The sequence below is a fragment of the Pseudomonas fluorescens genome (assembly GCF_001307155.1).
Taxonomy (GTDB): domain Bacteria; phylum Pseudomonadota; class Gammaproteobacteria; order Pseudomonadales; family Pseudomonadaceae; genus Aquipseudomonas; species Aquipseudomonas helvetica.
Map to the genome: position 1 here is coordinate 5,480,897 of NZ_CP012830.1, position 16,810 is coordinate 5,497,706.

Genomic DNA, 16,810 nt, shown 5'->3' on the forward strand with positions numbered 1-16,810 from the left:
AACACTGTTGCTTTCAAACACTGTTTCGGGGCTTTTTTAAAAGGGGATGGGGCCATGCGCTTTTCCGATCTGACTCAACGTATTGCCGGTGACGGCGCCGCCGCCTGGGACATTCATTACCGCGCACTGGCGCTGCAGGAACAGGGCGAAGACATTCTGCTGCTGTCGGTGGGCGACCCGGATTTCGATACGCCGGTGCCGATCGTGCAGGCGGCTATCGACAGCCTGTTGTCCGGTAACACTCACTACGCCGAAGTGCGTGGCAAACGCGCGCTGCGTGAAAGCATCGCCAAGCGCCACCAGCAACGCAGCGGCCAACCGGTTTCGGCCGATCAGGTCACGGTGCTGGCCGGGGCGCAATGTGCGCTGTTCAGCGTCGCCCAGTGCGTGCTCAACCCAGGCGATGAAGTGATTGTCGCCGAACCGATGTACGTCACTTATGAAGCGGTGTTCGGTGCTTGCGGTGCGGTAGTGATTCCGGTGCCGGTGCGTTCCGAGAACGGTTTTCGGGTGCTGCCCGAAGACGTTGCCGCCCGCATCACCCCGCGCACTCGGGCGCTGGCGCTGAACAGCCCGCACAACCCTTCGGGCGCCAGCCTGCCGCGCACCACCTGGCAGGCGCTGGCGGAACTGTGCATCGCCCACGACCTGTGGCTGATTTCCGATGAGGTCTACAGCGAATTGCTGTTCGAGGGCGAACACGTCAGCCCGGCCAGTTTGCCGGGCATGGGCGAGCGCACCGCGACGCTCAACAGCCTGTCAAAATCCCACGCCATGACCGGCTGGCGCGTCGGCTGGGTGGTGGCGCCGCCATCCCTCGCGGCGCATCTGGAAAACCTCGCGCTGTGCATGCTCTACGGTTCGCCGGACTTCGTTCAGGACGCTGCGGTCGTGGCACTGGAAAGCAACTTGCCGGAGCTGGCCGCCATGCGCGACGCCTATCGCCAGCGTCGTGATCTGGTCTGTGAATCCCTGGCCGATTGCCCCGGTGTGCGCCCGTTGAAGCCCGATGGCGGGATGTTCGTGATGGTCGATATTCGCGAAACCGGGCTCAGCGCCCAGGCGTTCGCCGATCGTTTGCTCGACCGGCATGGCGTGTCGGTGCTGGCCGGCGAAGCGTTCGGCCCGAGTGCCGCCGGGCATATTCGTTTGGGGCTGGTGGTGGGGGCAGAACCATTGCGCGATGCCTGCCAGCGGATCGCCCGGTGCGCCAGTGAACTGATGGAGGCTCAGGTCCATGCATAACTACACAGCGCTGTTTATTGATGGCCGCTGGCAAACGCCATCGGGGCAGGGCATTGCCGAGGTGATCAACCCGGCCACCGAGGAAGTGGCAGGCTCGGTGCCGCTGGGTGATGAGCGTGATGTCGAGAACGCGGTGGCCGCAGCACGTAGGGCCTTTGGCCCATGGTCGCGAACGCCGTCCAGCGTGCGCGCCGGCTACATCCGCGCCCTCGCCGAGCAGTTGCGCGCACGGGCCGACGAGATGGCTGCGCTCATCACCGCCGAACTGGGAATGCCGGTGCAATGGTGCCGTTCGGTTCAGGTGGACGGGCCGATCACCGGGCTGGAGCAATACGTCGAGCTCGCAAGCTTGATGGATGAAGTGCGCGAAGTCGGCAATTCGCTGGTGATTCGCGAACCGGTGGGCGTCTGCGCCTTTATCAATCCATGGAACTACCCGCTGCATCAACTGATCGGCAAGCTCGCACCGGCGTTGGCGGCCGGTTGCACGGTGGTGGTCAAGCCGAGTCAGGAAACCCCGCTGCACGCGTTTTTACTGGCGCAGATGATCGAGGCCATCGGCTTGCCGGCCGGGGTGTTCAACCTGGTCAGCGGGCCGGGTTCGAAGGTTGGCGAAGCGCTGGCCAAACACCCGGACGTCGACATGGTGTCGTTCACTGGCTCCACCGGCGCTGGCGTGCGGGTGGCGCAAGCGGCGGCACCGTCGGTGAAGCGCGTTTGCCTGGAGCTGGGCGGTAAGTCGCCGCTGCTGATTGCCGAGGACGCGGATCTGGCCGCCGCGGTGCGCTACGGCGTGCAGGACGTGATGATCAACTCCGGGCAGACCTGCACCGCGTTGACCCGCATGTTGTTGCCGGCCAGTCGTTACGCCGAGGTGGTGGAACTGGCGCTGGCGGAAACCTTGAGCTTGCGCATGGGCGATCCGCTCGACCCGCAGAGCTTTCTCGGGCCGATGTGTTCGGCGGCCCAACGGCGTACCGTGCGCGACTACATTCAGGTCGGCCAGCAGGAAGGCGCGCGGCTGGTGTGTGGCGGCGATACGGCGCAAGCGTTCGAGCGCGGTTACTACGTCAGCCCGACACTGTTCGCCGATGTCGACAACCGGATGCGCATCGCTCAGGAAGAAATCTTCGGCCCGGTGCTGTGCCTGATCCCCTACACCGACGAGGCGCAGGCGATTCAGATCGCCAACGATTCGCCGTTTGGCCTGTCCAGCGGTGTCTGGGCCGGCAGTCCTGACCGCGCCTTACAACTTGCCCGGCAATTGCGAGCAGGCCAGTGTTTCCTGAATGGCGCGGCGTTCAACTATCTGGCGCCGTTCGGTGGTTACAAACAGTCGGGTAACGGCCGCGAATGGGGGGAGGAGGGGCTCAACGAATTCGTCGAAGTGAAGGCGATCCAGGTGTGATCTCGCGATGACTCCACGTACCCTTTACTGCCTTCAAACACAAAGCGTGCAAACGTCCAAGGAATTGCCATGAAAGTACTGATCGTCCACGCCCATCCGGAGCCGAAATCGTTTACCGCTGCACTGCGTGACCAGGCTGTCGCGACCCTTGAAGCCCAAGGGCATGAGGTCCAGGTCAGTGACCTGTACGCGATGAACTGGAATCCCGTGGCCAGCAGCAATGACTTTTCTTCGCGGGAAAATCCTGAGTACCTGGTCTATGCGCTGGAGCAACGTCTGGGCGTGAAGAGCCAGTCGCTGGCGGCAGATATCCAGTCTGAACTCGACAAGCTGCTGTGGGCAGACTTGCTGATCCTCAACTTCCCGATTTTCTGGTTCTCCGCCCCGGCCATGCTCAAGGGCTGGATCGACCGGGTGCTGGTGTCCGGTGTCTGCTACGGCGGCAAGCGTTTTTACGATCAGGGCGGGTTGAGCGGCAAGAAAGCCTTGGTGAGCGTGACCCTTGGCGGTCGCGAGCATATGTTCGGCGAGGATGCGATCCACGGCCCGTTGCAGGACATGCTGCGGCCGATCCTGCGCGGCACGCTGGCCTACGTCGGGTTTGAGGTGCTGGAACCGTTCGTGGCCTGGCATGTGCCATACATCAGCGATGAAGCGCGCCAGGCATTCCTGGAAGATTATCGCCTGCGTTTGGAGCACCTTGGCGATGAACAACCTCTGGAGTTTCCGCGGCTGTCGCAGTTCGATGAGCAGCTATATCCACTGTATAAGCCGGCCGCTACCGAGGCTTAATCTGATCGTTCCCATGCTCCGCGTGGGAACGATCAATTTGTGTCAGTCCATTATCGCAAGACCGCGTAGCCCTCGACTGACACAGATGAAGGCTGGCGTAACCGTCGTAGCAGCTGCCGAGCCTGCGTTGATCCTTCCTCAGTCGTTTCCCCCATCGGGGTGAAGCTTGCTTCATCGAGTGGCTGCGCCACGATTGAAGCCTTACAGCGGCTGGCAGTGTGCGCCACCGAACAGACATGGCCCGGTCGCTACTACACTCTAATGGACAGTCGCGGCTACCCATCCTGCTGATTATCGGCTTGCCGCATCGTGTGTATCGCTGGCATTGGAGTACAACCATGACAACTTCATTACGCTCACTTCTGTTTATCGCCCTCACAACCCTGTCACTGGCCTCAACAGGTTTGCTCAACACCGCAAGCGCCGCAACGGCCGCGGACCTGGAACAGGATTCGCGGCATGCCTTGCAAATGCTCTACAAAGCTAATCCGGTGGCCGAGACCATGTCGCGCACTGCCAAGGCCGTGCTCGTATTCCCTAAAGTTATCAAGGCGGGTCTGGTATTTGGTGGCAGTTATGGTGAGGGGGTCATGTTCAGCGGTTCAAAAGTAGACAATTACTACAACACAGTGACCGGTTCATGGGGCTTGCAGGCGGGCGCCCAGTCCTATGCTTATGCCGTGTTCCTGATGACTGACAAAGCGGTCAAGTATGTACGTGAGACCAAGGGCTGGGAAGTTGGCGTAGGGCCGACTGTCGTCCTGGTTGACCAAGGCGTTGCGAAAAATCTGTCGAGCTCGACATTGAAAGATGATGCTTATGCGTTTGTCTTTGACCAGCAAGGCCTGATGGCGGGCGTCAGCATTGAAGGCACCAAGATTTCGCTGATCAAACGATAACTTCGACAACGTACATCCGGGGTAGGGAGGCTGCCTAAGGCAGTCTCTCCCAGACTTCCGTATTGGCTAACTCGCTGTCGGTCGCATGTTTTGCGTGACCGTTTATAGGGTTCAGTTCATAACTGCCGGCAGCGTCATAGGCGGCCAAATAACGTACTCCACTTAACTTGTGGAGGTAGCGTATCAAGGGATGGCACTGTGCATTAATGCGCTGTACCAGGGCTGAATCGGTCATTGTGTTCATGGTGTTACCCGCTGCAGCGAAAGCTGCTCTGTTATTGTTTTTATTTTGTGCCTGATCGTCGCGGCGTTCTGTACGCCATCACACACTGGGTGATCTAAATAACGCAAAAAACGTTGCACAAGCGGAATAACAACGACCGAGCCCCTGATCAATCAAACACTGACGATATGTGTGTTGCCGTACAGACTGTACCGGGTACGTGTGTCAAGTTGGTAGCCTGCAACGCGCAGATCAAGGTCTCACTGCCTGCACAACATCCACCTACTGCAGACTCAAGGAGAAAAGCCATGAGCTTGGGAACCATACTGTTGATCCTGCTGATTTTGCTGCTGGTTGGCGCTATTCCGACTTGGCCGCACAGCCGAAGCTGGGGCTATGCGCCGAGCGGTTTATTAGGCGTGGTCGTTATTGTCCTGGTTGTGTTGCTTTTATTAGGGAGAATCTGACACCCGTTAATAAAACGCGCACACCTCGGTGCACTAGCGCACAGACCCCATCTGGCGACTACGCGCACGCTGAGTGCCAAGCAGATTACTGCTGGTTATTGACCGGAGAAAATATGAAAACCCTTATGTTGTTCAACCATTCACTGACGCTTTCAAGACTCACCCTGGCCCTATTGCTCGGTTTGTCTCCCGTGGTGTTGCATGCAGCCACCGCAGAACCGGTCGACATGTCGGCCGTGCAGTTGGAGCCGCAGGAGCAGAATGGCATCCGCTATCTGACGGGAGGCATCGGCCTGGATGAGTCAAAAGCTTTGCTCCAGACCCAGGGCTACAACCTTCACATGACCTTTTCAACGGGACCTGCCAATCAGTACGTCAGCAATGTCGACGTGGTGATCCAGAGTGAAAAAGGTAGCCCCCTGTTATCGCTGAGTCAGGTGGGGCCCATCGTTTACGCGCAATTGCCGGCAAACAAATACCTGGTCATCGCCAGTTTGAATGGTCATGAAGAGCGCCACACCATTTCAGTCGGTGGTAAATCCATCGAAACGCTGAACTTGCACTGGAGTGAATAGCGTGCAGCCGAGTATTGCGTACCACGGCACGTTTCATGAGGTGAGGCTGTTCAAGACAGATGAACGGCCTCTCGCTGCCCGCTTGCTTGCCGAGCGGTATCTGGCGATGAACCTCAAGGCCCAATATGCAATGGACGTTGCACGGGATGCGTTATGGAGCAACAACGCCGCCGCAGAAGAGCGGGCGCTGTTCGCCGAACAGTTGATCGGGATTGTCAGTCACGACCTGCGCAATCCGTTGGCGGCGATAAAAATGGCTTCGCAATTGCTCGGATGCCGTGACCTGCCTCCCAAGCAAGCACAAATACTCGGCCACATAACGCACGCTGCAGAGCGCGCGCAACGTCTGGTGGCAGACCTGCTGGACTTCACCCTGAGGCAAGTCGGGCGAAGCATTGCGGTTTCCCTCAAACCGGTTGATTTGCACGCATTGGTGGGCGAATGCCTGGATGAGCTGAGTCTGGTGTTCCCTGAGCACACGCTGACCCATCTTTGTGTCGGCCAAGGTCATTTCATCGCCGACAGTGACCGGATCCATCAGCTTATTGGCAATCTGGTGACCAACGCGATTGCCTATGGCACGGCTGAGGGTGAGGTCACGGTGTCTTCGTGCTTCGAGGACCAGGTGACCATCGTCGTGCACAACCTTGGCACGCCGATACCCTCGGAGTTGCTCGACAACGTGTTCGAACCAATGATTCGCGGCAGTCACGATAACGCAAAACTGCGTAGTGTCGGGCTCGGCCTGTTCATTGTGAGAGAGATTGTCAGGGCGCATCACGGCGATATCAGGGTGACTTCCTCGATAGAAGGCGGCACTACGTTCACGGCGACCTTTCCCTTACCACGATAACTGCGTCATAACGGAGTCGAGAGGGTGTCGCTATAGCACTCGCATGACGCCGCTTCCAATCCCTTGCGGTCAAGAATCGTGATTTCACCACGGGTGTAACGGATCAATCCACGCTGTTGCAGCGTGCCGGCGGCCAATGTCACGCCGCTGCGCCGAACCCCGAGCATGTCCGCAAGGGACATGTGGGTCAGATGAAAGTGATTGGCGTGCGCGCGATCATGGGTCATCAGCAACCAGCGCGCCAGGCGTGGCTCAATCTCGTGAAAATGGGTACAGGCGGCAGTTTGAGCGAGCTGCATCATCTGCACGTACAGGTACTGATTGAGCCTGCGCAACAATAACGGGCTCTCGCGCAGTGCGACCTGCAACTGCAAGCCTCTCATCCTCAGGCACGTGCCGGCGCCTTGCACCACGGCGCGCATGGGGGCGGTATTAACCCCCAGAGCGAGTGTCGCCCCAAGCATCCCTTCATTACCGATCAGGCTCATGTGCAGAGGAGGGTGGCGGTATAACGTCACCACTTCAGCGATGAGCGCTGTTTGAGGGAAATACACATGCAGGATCGGATGGCCCGGTTCGAACAGGACAGTGCCAAAGGCCAGTTCGACGTTATCGCACTGTGCTTGCAGCCGGACGTAGTCAGTCTTCGACAGCCCCTGGAGTAGCCGGTTTTCTATTGGTTGCCCTGACGTAATTGGCATGCGCAGATCCTGCGGCACAGTGGGCCCTGGATGGGCGGGACAGGTGCCGGGGCCGTCTCATGCTTTAAGTGTGGGTGACTCTGGCAGGCCGGTCTGTTCGCTAGAACACGCAGGCACTGGCAGTCAGCGGGTTGGCTTTAGCGGAACGTAAGGCAGCAGGCGCTCGGTTTCTTTTCTGACCACCGCGTAGCACTCGCAGCTCAGTTGCTCGAGCGCGGCCCTGTCCAGCACCTTGATGTGGCCACGGCTGTACTCGATAACGCCGAGGCGTTGCAGCTTGCCGGCGGCATCGGTCACGCCTTCGCGGCGTACGCCGAGCATGTTGGCGATCAACTCCTGGGTCATGATCAGTTGATTGTCTTGCAGGCGATCGAGAGACAGCAGCAACCAGCGGCACAATTGTTGGTCAATCGAGTGGTGGCGGTTGCACACCGCAGTCTGGGCCATCTGGATGATCAACGCCTGGGTGTAGCGCAACATCAGCTGGAGCATTTCTCCGTGGCGGTTGAACTCATCCTTGAGTCGCTGGCCAGGTAACCGGAAGGCATGCCCGGCACTCTGGACAATCGCCCGGCTCGGCGTGCTTTCTCCGCCCATGAAGACGGCGATGCCGATCAAGCCTTCATTGCCGACCACTGAAATTTCCGCCGAGGCGCCGTTCTCCATCACGTACAGCAGGGACACGATGGAGTCGGTGGGGAAGTAGACGTGTCGCAGGGCATCCCCGGACTCGTAGAGCACCTTGCCGAGCGGCAGGGTGATCGGTTCGAGGTGCGGCAGCAAACGCTCCAGCGATTGTGCCGGCAGAGCCGCCAGCAGATGGTTCTGTTGTGGCTTTGGAGCATCAGGCATGTCAGCCACCGTCCGAGTTGAGATTCCCTATCTCTACAGATTAATCCATGGCGTGCTGTGTACATGACCGCGCTTAACCGTCTGTCGGTATTACTGCACGCATTCAGATTCGCTGTCAGCGATAAAAAGCCGCGGGGCTGCTGTGCAGAGTCTAAATTTATGAGCGTTATCGCACCGAAACCATGCTCATTTACTGCCACGATACAGGCACCCCTTCAGTTTCAGGCGGAGGCTGCATGAACCTGTTTTCAATGCGGATTTTGCTGCGAACTCTGACAGTGCTAAGCCTGACACTGCTGGTGGCGTGTGGTTCGTTGCCCACTATCGTTCCCGATATGGCCTACACCAACCCGGCCTCTGTGAAGATCGACAGTACGCATGGACCGCTGTCAGCCGAACGCAGCAAGGCCGTTATTGACCGTTTGAAGGCCAATGGGGTCCAGACAAACATCTTCGACCTGCATATGGCGATCGAGGAGGCCATCGTCGGCAGCCCGTTGACGGACGGCAACAAGGTCGAACTGTTACAGAACGGTCCGACTACCTACCAATCAATGATCTCTGCGATTGGCAGCGCGCGTGATCACATCAATATCGAGAGTTACATTTTTGACGACGATGAAATCGGCGAGCGCTTTGCCGCAGCGCTGATTGCCAAACAAGCGGCTGGGGTGCAGGTCAATCTGATCCGGGACAGCGTCGGTACCCTCAGCACCCCTTCGGCTTTTTTTACCCGCCTGACCGCCGCGGGCATTAATGTGCTGGAATTCAACCCGGTCAATCCAGCGACCGCCAAGGCTGGGTGGCAAGTGAACCAGCGGGATCATCGTAAGCTACTGATCGTTGATGGCCGCATTGCCTTCCTCGGCGGTATCAACGTCAGCAGTGTCCATTCAGGCAACTCGTTCAGCCTGAACGCCAAAGTCAGGCCCGGCGGCAAGTTGCCCTGGCGCGACACTGACCTGCGGGTTGAAGGGCCGGCAGTGGCTGAATTGCAAAAGCTGTTTATCGAGACGTGGCAAAAGCAGAAAGGCAAGCCGCTTGCGGCACGTCATTACTTCCCGCAAACCGAACGCAAAGGCCACGAGGTCGTACGTGCCATCGGCAGCTCGCCAGACGAACCCTACAGCCTGATCTACGCCACGCTGATTTCGGCGCTACGCAGTGCGCAAACCGAAATCTGGCTGACTAACGCCTACTTCGTGCCCGATCCGCAGTTGTTGGCGGAGCTCAAGAATGCTGTGGCACGCGGCGTTGATGTGAAGCTGGTGCTGCCCAGCAGCACTGATTCCTGGCTGGTTTTCAATGCTGGCCGCAGGCACTACACCGAGCTGCTGGAGGCCGGCGTCAAGCTCTACGAACGCCGCGATGCCTTGCTGCATGTCAAAACCGCGGTGATCGATGGTGTCTGGTCCACGGTCGGCTCCACCAATCTTGACTGGCGCAGCTTTCTGCACAACCAGGAAGTCAACGTCGTGGTACTGGGCAGCGGATTCGGCGAGAAAATGCGCGCGGCGTTCCTTGCGGACCTGCTGAAGTCGAACGAAATTACGCTTGAGAAGTGGCAGCGGCGTTCCCTTGACGTAAGAGCCAAGGAGCAGTTTGCGCACCTCTGGGAGTACTGGTTGTGAGGCAAGCACAAATGACGCCCATGAAGCTTTTGAGCCGGGTGAATATCAGTTTCTGCAGAGGCGCCATGCTGGTTCACGTGGTCTTGCTCTATCTGTTGATCGGCATGCCGCTGGCCCACGCGCAGGATGCTCAAGCACTGACCGCACGCTACGGCGCCTTGCGTGAACAGTTGGCCAACAACCCGTTCCACCGCCCGCTGTATCTTCAATCAACTGAAACGTCAGGCAGCCTGACAGGCGACGTCTATTCCTTGATCGAGCAACCCTATGCGGTGGTCAGTCCGGCGCTGCAGGGCATTGGCCATTGGTGCGATATCCTGATCCTGCATTTGAACGTGAAGAGTTGTCACGCCTCTTCCGGCGCAGAGGAAGGGTTACTCGTCAATATAGGGCGCAAGTCAGATCAGCCGCTGGCCGATACCTACCCGTTCGATTTTGTTTATCGGGTTGTGACCGATAGCGCCGATTACCTTCAGGTTGTGTTGAGCTCCGCGCAAGGACCGTTTGGAACGAGCAACTATCGGGTCACGCTTGAAGTGGTGAAGCTCGATGCTCAACGCAGCTTCCTGCATTTGTCATATTCGTACGACTACGGTATTGCGGCCCGTGTGGCCATGCAGGGCTATCTGGCGACAGTCGGTCGCAACAAGGTCGGTTTCAGCATCGTTGGCCGCAAGGCCGATGGTCAGCCAGCCTATATCGGCGATATGCGTGGTCTCGTCGAGCGCAATGCGATGCGCTACTACGTGGCGATCGAAGCCTACCTCGGCGCGCTGACGACACCCGCGCCGCAACAGCTCGAAAAACGTCTGAGCGACTGGTATGCCGGGATTGAACGTTACCCGCTGCAGTTGCATGAGATTGAGCGCAGCGAGTACCTCTCCATGAAGCGCAGTGAAGTCCAGCCCCAGCAAGTAGAAGGTTCGGCAGCAGCGAAATAAAAAAGCCGGCTCTAGAGCCCAATGCTGTTCACTTAAGCCGATGTTTCAGGCATATCCGCCGTTGTGGCGAGGGAGCTTGCTCCCGCTGGGGCGCGAAGCGGCCCTGAATTGGGCCTGCTACGCAGTCCAGCGGGAGCAAGCTCCCTCGCCACAGATACTTCTCAGGCCTCCAAACTTCCTTAAGTGAACAGCATTGCGGCCCTAGAGCCGGCCGTGATATGCCGCTTCGAAAATCTCCATCGCGCCATTGCGGGTCAAGGGCAGCGGGTTACCGCCGGCGCAGGGGTCGACAATCGCCATGTCGGCGATCAGGTCGGCCTGCCGATCATCCACTCCTAGCTCAAACAGCGTATGCGGCACGCCGATGTCCTTGCGCAACTTGAGGACGAAGGCCAGAAAACTGTCGAAGCCTGGGGTCGGCAGACGCAGATATGCCGCCAGGCGGGTGATGCGCTCCTCGATGGCCGGGCGATTGAATTTCAACACATAGGGCATGAACGTGGCGTTGGTCATGCCGTGATGGGTGTCGTACAGGGCGCCCACCGGATGTGCGAGCGCGTGCATCCCACCCAGGCCTTTCTGGAAGGCGGTGGCACCCATCGCCGCCGCCGCGAGCATTTCCGCGCGCGCCTCAAGGTCAGAGGGTGTGCGCACTGCCCGTACCAGGGCGTTGGCCACCAGGCGCATGCCTTCTACCGCAATCCCTTCGGCCATGGGGTGAAAACCGGGGGCGCAGTACGACTCCAGGCAATGGGCAAAGGCATCCATCCCGGTGCCGGCAGTAACTTTTGCCGGCATGCCGACGGTGAGCGCCGGGTCGCTGATGACCACCCGCGGCATCATTTTCGGGTGGAAGATGATCCGTTTGGTATGTGTCCGCTCGTCGATGATCACCGCTGCACGGCCGACCTCGGAGCCCGTACCCGCGGTGGTCGGTACTGCAATGATCGGGGCGATGCTGCTTTCATCGGCGCGGGTCCAGTAGTCGCCGATGTCTTCGAAATCCCACACCGGCCGGGTCTGGCCGCTCATGAAGGCGATCAGCTTGCCCATATCCAGGCCGCTGCCGCCACCGAAGGCGACCACGCCATCGTGCTTGCCGGCACGCCAGGCGTCGAGCCCTCCCGCCAGGTTGGCCTCGACCGGATTCGGCTTGAGGTCGCAAAACAGCTCCACCCCGAGGCCGGCGGCGCGCAGGGATTCCAGCGCCGCTGTGGTGATCGGCGCGCGCGCCAGGCCACTGTCGGTGACCAGCAACGGTCGCTGGATACCTTGGCTGCGGCAGGTGTCGGCCAGCTCGGCGATACGGCCAACACCGAAGTGGATGCTCGTGGGGTAGTTCCAGTTCGCAGTCAGGCTCATGGCTTAGATCTCATGGCGCAAATGGAAGGATTTGGCTCGGGTCAGGTGTTCGTAACCGATGCGCGACAGCGTTACGCCGCGCCCGCTGTTCTTCACCCCGGTCCAGGCCAGCGCCGGGTCCAGGTAATCGCAGCGGTTCATGAATACGCTGCCGGTGGCGATCTCGTCGCCGATACGTTCGGCGGCGGCGAGGTCGGTGGTCCAGATGGAAGCGCTGAGCCCGAACTCGCTGTCGTTCATCAAAGCAATGGCTTCGTCGTCACTGGCAACCGGCATGATGCCGACCACCGGACCAAAGCTTTCCTCGCGCATCACCGACATTTGATGGCTGACATCGACTAACACCTGCGGCGCGAGGTAGGCGCTGCCGGGCACGTCCGCTGGAAAGGCCTTTGGATCGATCAGTGCTTTTGCACCTTTTGCCAGCGCTTCGGCGATCTGCCCGCGCACAAACTCTGCAGCACCCGGATTGACCAACGGGCCGAGGGTGGTGGCTTCGTCCAGCGGGTTGCCCAGCACGTAATGGCGGGTCAGGGCGGCAAAACGCTCGACAAATGCCGGGTAAATTGTTTGATCGACATAAATGCGTTCGACGGCGCAACAGCTTTGCCCGGAGTTGAAGAAGCTGCCGTCCACCAGGTTTTCCACGGCATGCTCAAGGTTGGCGTCTGCGCGGACGTAGGCCGGGTCTTTTCCGCCGAGCTCCAGCCCGATACCGAGGAAGAGCCCGGTAGCGGCGATTTCGATGGCTTTGCCGGCTTCGACCGAACCGGTGAAGTTCACTTGCTGCACCCGTCCCGAGGCAATGATCGCCGCGGTATAGGTGTGATTGAGCAGCAGGTTATGGAACAGCCCTTCGGGCAGGTTGGCGCGGCGAAAGGCCTCGGCGAAACGTTCGCCGACCAGCAGCGTTTGCGAGGCGTGTTTGAGGATGACGCTGTTGCCGGCCATCAGCGCCGGAATAATCGTATTCACCGCCGTCAGGTAGGGGTAATTCCACGGAGCGATAACCAGCACCGTACCCAGCGGCTCGCGTTTGATCTGGCGTCGAAACCCCGCGACAGGCGCAGGTTCGACCGCTGCCAAGGCTTCAGGTGCGATGGCGATCATGTGCCGGGCACGCTCTTCGAAACCGCGCAGTTCGCCAGCGCCAAAGCGTACCGGGCGGCCCATTTGCCAGGCCAGTTCCGGGACTATTTCGTCCTTCATGGCCAGCATCGCGTCCACGGCGGCGCTGCAAAATGCGGCGCGTTCGCTCAGTGGCCGGCGCTTCCATGACGCCTGGGCGGCTGCGGCAGCCGTCAGAGCTTGCTCGATCTGCGCCGCATCGGCGCAGTGGCGTTCGGCGTAGACCCGGCCATCGACCGGGGAGATGAGTTGAATCATCGACGTCATGGCTGCCTCAATAATCGATTGCTCAATAGCGCTCAAAGCCGCGCTGCAGTTCCCAGTCGGTTATCCGTCGGTCGTACTCTTTCTGCTCCCATTCGGCGGTGTGCACGTAGTGGTCGACCACTTCGTCACCGAACGCCTCGCGCAACATGCTCGAGGTCTTGAGCGCGGCGCAGGCTTCGCGCAGGGTCTTCGAGACTTCCGGCAAGTGTTCGTCGAGGTAGGCATCGCCTTCAAAGGGTGGCGCCAGGCTGAGCTGCTCGTCGATACCGGCCAGGCCTGCGGCGATCAACGCGGCGAAGGCCAGATAAGGGTTGAGGTCGGCGCCGCCGATGCGACATTCGATACGGATGGATTTGCTGCCTTCGGCGCACAAACGAAAGCCTGCGGTGCGGTTGTCCCGACTCCAGATCGCCCGGGTCGGCGCGAACGTGCCGGCCTGGAAGCGCTTGTACGAATTGATGTAAGGCGCGAGAAAACAGGTGATGTCGTTGGCGTATTTAAGCTGCCCGGCCACCCAGGCACGCATCAGCGTCGACATGCCGAACTCGGCCTTGGGGTCGAAGAACAACGGCTTTTTGCCATTCTTGTCCCACAACGAGTTGTGGATATGGCTACTGGACCCGGCGGCGTCATAGCGCCACTTGGCCATGAACGTGATCGCCTTGCCCTGCAATTGCGCAATCTCTTTGCAGGCGTGCTTGATGATCACGTGCTGGTCGGCCATGGTCAGGGCATCGGCATAACGGACGTTGATTTCTTCCTGGCCCGGGCCCCATTCACCCTTGGAGTTTTCCACGGGAATGCCGGATGCCTGCAGATGCTTGCGAATCGCCCGCAGCACCGGCTCCTCGCGGGTGGTCTGGAGGATGTTGTAATCCTCGATGTAGTGGCCGGCAGTTTTCGGCTTGTGGTAATTGCGCTCGTGGATGGCCTCGTAACTCTCGTCAAACAGATAGAACTCCAGCTCAGAGGCAAACATGCCGCTGTAGCCGCGCTCGCGCAGTCGCTCGATCTGCTTTTTCAGGATTGCCCGTGGGCTATGGGGCAAGTCCCGCCGGTGGTGGTGATCGAGCACGTCGCAGAGCACCAGCGCCGTGCATTCCAGCCACGGCACGCGGCGCAAGGTGGCCATGTCGGGTTTCAGCACGAAATCGCCATAGCCTTTGCTCCAGCTGGCGGCGGCGTAACCCGGCACGGGCTCCATGTCGATGTCATCAGCCAGCAGGTAATTGCAGCAGTGGGTTTCTTCATGGCCGCTGTCGATGAAAAACTCGACCTGGAATCGCTTGCCGACCAGTCGCCCCTGCATATCGACCATGCAGACCAGCACGGTATCGATATCGCCTGCGCTAGCGGCGAGTTTCAGTTCTTCGAAGCTGAGAAGGGGCTCGGTCATCACGTCAGTCCTGCGTGAATGGTTTGGGCCGGTCTGAAATAGCTATTGCAGACGCTCTTCAGAAAAACCAAAACCTGCAGGCGCGAGCATCGTGAGCAATGAGCTGCTGAAAGCTTAGCCTACTGCTGCCGGGCGCACGTCCTGGCGAGCGGATCCCGACGAATCACCAGCAGATCCAGCAGCTAAAATGACACTCAAGAGGGATGGCACTATGAGTGAGTTCGTCAAGGTCGCCTGCGTGGGGGATGTCGAACCGGGTAACGGCATAACCGTGAACCTTGGGGGCACGCCCGTCGCGCTGTTCAATGTCGATGGCCGGTACTTCGCCATCCACAACACCTGTCCGCACGAAGACGGTTCGCTGGGGGACGGAATACTGTGCGACACCGTGGTGATTTGCCCGGTTCACGCCTACGAGTTCGACGTGACCAGCGGCGAATGCCTCACCGAACCGGCTTACCAGGTCGAACAGTTCGAGGTCCGGGTGGACGGTAACGACATCCTGTTACGGCAATCGTCGGATGTTTGAACGCCAGGGGCTAGCTCGGGTCGTAAGGAACAGGGAAGGAGTATAGTTAAACGATCACATCATCCTGCCAACAGCAGGAGGCATCCGCGATGAGCACTGACAATGCGAGGATCCGCGAACTCAGCAACCGGGCCTACAAGTACGGCTTTGTCTCTGATTTTGAGAGCGATGCGGCCCCGCGCGGCCTCAACGAAGACCTCATCCGCCTGATCTCGACGAAGAAGAACGAGCCGCAGTGGCTGCTCGACTGGCGCCTGAAGGCCTATCGCCACTGGCTGACGATGCGCGAGCCCTCCTGGCAGAACGTCCATTACGCGCCCATCGACTACCAGGACATCATCTATTACTCGGCGCCGAAGCCGAAAACGCCAGGGCCCGGCAGTCTTGACGAGGTCGATCCCGAGCTGCGCGAGATGTTTGGCAAGCTCGGTATCTCGCTCGCTGAGCAGGAACGCCTGACCGGCGTTGCGGTGGATGCGGTAGTCGACTCGGTCTCGGTCGCGACTACCTTCAAGCACAAACTCGCCGAAGTCGGGGTGATCTTCTGCTCGTTCTCCGAAGCCGTGCAAAACCATCCGGAACTGGTGCGTAAGTACCTCGGTTCGGTGGTGCCCTACAGCGACAACTTCTTCGCCACGCTGAACTCGGCGGTGTTTTCCGACGGTTCCTTCTGCTACGTGCCCAAGGGCGTGCGCTGCCCGATGGAGCTCTCGACCTATTTCCGCATTAACGCCGCGGACACCGGCCAGTTCGAACGCACGTTGATCGTTGCAGAAGAGGGCGCCTATGTGAGCTACCTCGAGGGCTGCACCGCGCCGATGCGCGACAATAACCAGTTGCACGCGGCGGTGGTCGAGCTGGTCGCGCTGGATAATGCCCAAATCAAGTACGCCACGGTGCAGAATTGGTACCCCGGCGATGCCCAAGGACGCGGCGGCATCTTCAATTTCGTCACCAAGCGCGGCAAGTGCGCAGGCGCACACTCGAAGATCTCCTGGACGCAGGTTGAAACCGGCTCCGCGATCACCTGGAAATACCCGGGAGTGATACTCCAGGGCGATTATTCGGTCGGCGAGTTCTATTCAGTCGCCCTGACGGCCAATCACCAACAGGCGGACACCGGCACCAAGATGATCCACATCGGCCGGCATACGCGCAGCACCATTCTGTCCAAGGGAATATCCGCCGGTCATGGACAGAACACCTACCGCGGCCTGGTGAAGATCCAGAAAGCCGCGACCGGCGCCCGCAACCACACGCAGTGCGATTCGCTGCTATTGGGCAGCGAGTGTGGCGCGCATACGTTTCCTTATATCGACGTGAAGAACCCCAGCGCCCAGGTCGAGCATGAGGCCTCGACGTCGAAGATCAGCGACGAGCAGCTGTTTTACTGCCGGCAGCGCGGTATCAGCGCAGAGGACGCGGTGCCGATGATCGTCAACGGTTTCTGCCGCGAAGTGCTCAAGGAGCTGCCGATGGAATTTGCGGTAGAAGCCCAGAAACTGCTGGGTGTGAGCCTGGAGGGCTGCGTGGGCTAAGGC

16 protein-coding genes are annotated in these 16,810 nt (G+C 59.7%); 11 read left to right on the plus strand and 5 right to left on the minus strand.

Translation table 11 applies throughout. The annotated features are described in order from the left end of the window. The first annotated feature begins 54 nt into the window (after nucleotides 1-54). The 7 genes from AO353_RS24850 to AO353_RS24875 all read left to right on the plus strand — a co-directional run bounded on the left by AO353_RS24850 (nucleotide 55) and on the right by AO353_RS24875 (nucleotide 6,462). Nucleotides 55-1,245, plus strand: a complete 1,191-nt coding sequence (locus AO353_RS24850) for a pyridoxal phosphate-dependent aminotransferase (protein ID WP_054597343.1) — start codon at nucleotides 55-57, stop codon at nucleotides 1,243-1,245. After that, on the plus strand, nucleotides 1,238-2,653 hold the full coding sequence (locus AO353_RS24855) for an aldehyde dehydrogenase family protein (RefSeq protein ID WP_054597344.1): 1,416 nt from the start codon (nucleotides 1,238-1,240) through the stop codon (nucleotides 2,651-2,653). The genes AO353_RS24850 and AO353_RS24855 overlap by 8 nt, the downstream gene beginning before the upstream one ends. 69 nt (nucleotides 2,654-2,722) lie before the next feature. Beyond that, nucleotides 2,723-3,445, plus strand: coding sequence for an NAD(P)H-dependent oxidoreductase (locus AO353_RS24860; RefSeq protein ID WP_054597345.1), 723 nt, complete (start codon nucleotides 2,723-2,725; stop codon nucleotides 3,443-3,445). A gap of 338 nt (nucleotides 3,446-3,783) precedes the next feature. Then, on the plus strand, nucleotides 3,784-4,344 hold the full coding sequence (locus AO353_RS24865; protein WP_054597346.1) for a YSC84-related protein: 561 nt from the start codon (nucleotides 3,784-3,786) through the stop codon (nucleotides 4,342-4,344). 531 nt (nucleotides 4,345-4,875) lie between these two features. Then, nucleotides 4,876-5,034, plus strand: coding sequence for a DUF3309 family protein (locus tag AO353_RS30170; protein ID WP_081013818.1), 159 nt, complete (start codon nucleotides 4,876-4,878; stop codon nucleotides 5,032-5,034). 125 nt (nucleotides 5,035-5,159) lie between these two features. Next, nucleotides 5,160-5,609, plus strand: a complete 450-nt coding sequence (locus AO353_RS24870) for a hypothetical protein (protein ID WP_081013880.1) — start codon at nucleotides 5,160-5,162, stop codon at nucleotides 5,607-5,609. A gap of 1 nt (nucleotide 5,610) precedes the next feature. Further along, on the plus strand, nucleotides 5,611-6,462 hold the full coding sequence (locus AO353_RS24875) for a sensor histidine kinase (protein WP_237142926.1): 852 nt from the start codon (nucleotides 5,611-5,613) through the stop codon (nucleotides 6,460-6,462). Nucleotides 6,463-6,467: 5 nt separating this feature from the next. Here AO353_RS24875 and AO353_RS24880 read toward each other — a convergent pair whose 3' ends face one another. Both AO353_RS24880 and AO353_RS24885 read right to left on the minus strand, forming a co-directional pair. After that, nucleotides 6,468-7,163: a Crp/Fnr family transcriptional regulator gene (locus AO353_RS24880; RefSeq protein WP_054597348.1), complete on the minus strand. Its 696-nt coding sequence runs from the start codon at nucleotides 7,161-7,163 to the stop codon at nucleotides 6,468-6,470. A 123-nt stretch (nucleotides 7,164-7,286) separates the two neighbouring features. Next, complete coding sequence (locus AO353_RS24885) at nucleotides 7,287-8,015, minus strand: Crp/Fnr family transcriptional regulator (protein WP_054597349.1); 729 nt, start codon at nucleotides 8,013-8,015, stop codon at nucleotides 7,287-7,289. Nucleotides 8,016-8,251: 236 nt separating this feature from the next. Here AO353_RS24885 and cls point away from each other — a divergent pair, with 236 nt between their 5' ends. Continuing rightward, complete coding sequence (gene cls / locus AO353_RS24890) at nucleotides 8,252-9,646, plus strand: cardiolipin synthase (protein WP_054597350.1); 1,395 nt, start codon at nucleotides 8,252-8,254, stop codon at nucleotides 9,644-9,646. Nucleotides 9,647-9,711: 65 nt separating this feature from the next. Continuing rightward, nucleotides 9,712-10,587, plus strand: a complete 876-nt coding sequence (locus AO353_RS24895) for a hypothetical protein (RefSeq protein WP_054598328.1) — start codon at nucleotides 9,712-9,714, stop codon at nucleotides 10,585-10,587. A 201-nt stretch (nucleotides 10,588-10,788) separates the two neighbouring features. On the opposite strand, the gene AO353_RS24900 is transcribed toward AO353_RS24895, so the two are convergent. From AO353_RS24900 to AO353_RS24910, 3 genes are read right to left on the minus strand one after another with little or no spacing between them, the layout of a single operon-like run. Beyond that, on the minus strand, nucleotides 10,789-11,949 hold the full coding sequence (locus tag AO353_RS24900; RefSeq protein ID WP_054597351.1) for an iron-containing alcohol dehydrogenase: 1,161 nt from the start codon (nucleotides 11,947-11,949) through the stop codon (nucleotides 10,789-10,791). A gap of 3 nt (nucleotides 11,950-11,952) precedes the next feature. Continuing rightward, entirely contained in the window at nucleotides 11,953-13,344 is a 1,392-nt protein-coding gene (locus AO353_RS24905) for an aldehyde dehydrogenase family protein (protein WP_054597352.1), read from the minus strand. Between the two features lie 22 nt (nucleotides 13,345-13,366). Then, nucleotides 13,367-14,740, minus strand: coding sequence for a glutamine synthetase family protein (locus AO353_RS24910; protein ID WP_054597353.1), 1,374 nt, complete (start codon nucleotides 14,738-14,740; stop codon nucleotides 13,367-13,369). 211 nt (nucleotides 14,741-14,951) lie between these two features. Between AO353_RS24910 and AO353_RS24915 the strand changes: the two genes are divergently transcribed. Both AO353_RS24915 and sufB read left to right on the plus strand, forming a co-directional pair. Beyond that, nucleotides 14,952-15,269: a Rieske (2Fe-2S) protein gene (locus tag AO353_RS24915; protein ID WP_054597354.1), complete on the plus strand. Its 318-nt coding sequence runs from the start codon at nucleotides 14,952-14,954 to the stop codon at nucleotides 15,267-15,269. An 89-nt stretch (nucleotides 15,270-15,358) separates the two neighbouring features. Then, the gene (gene sufB, locus AO353_RS24920; RefSeq protein WP_054597355.1) at nucleotides 15,359-16,807 is read left to right on the plus strand and encodes a Fe-S cluster assembly protein SufB; all 1,449 of its coding nucleotides are present in this window, start codon (nucleotides 15,359-15,361) and stop codon (nucleotides 16,805-16,807) included. Nucleotides 16,808-16,810: the final 3 nt, after the last annotated feature.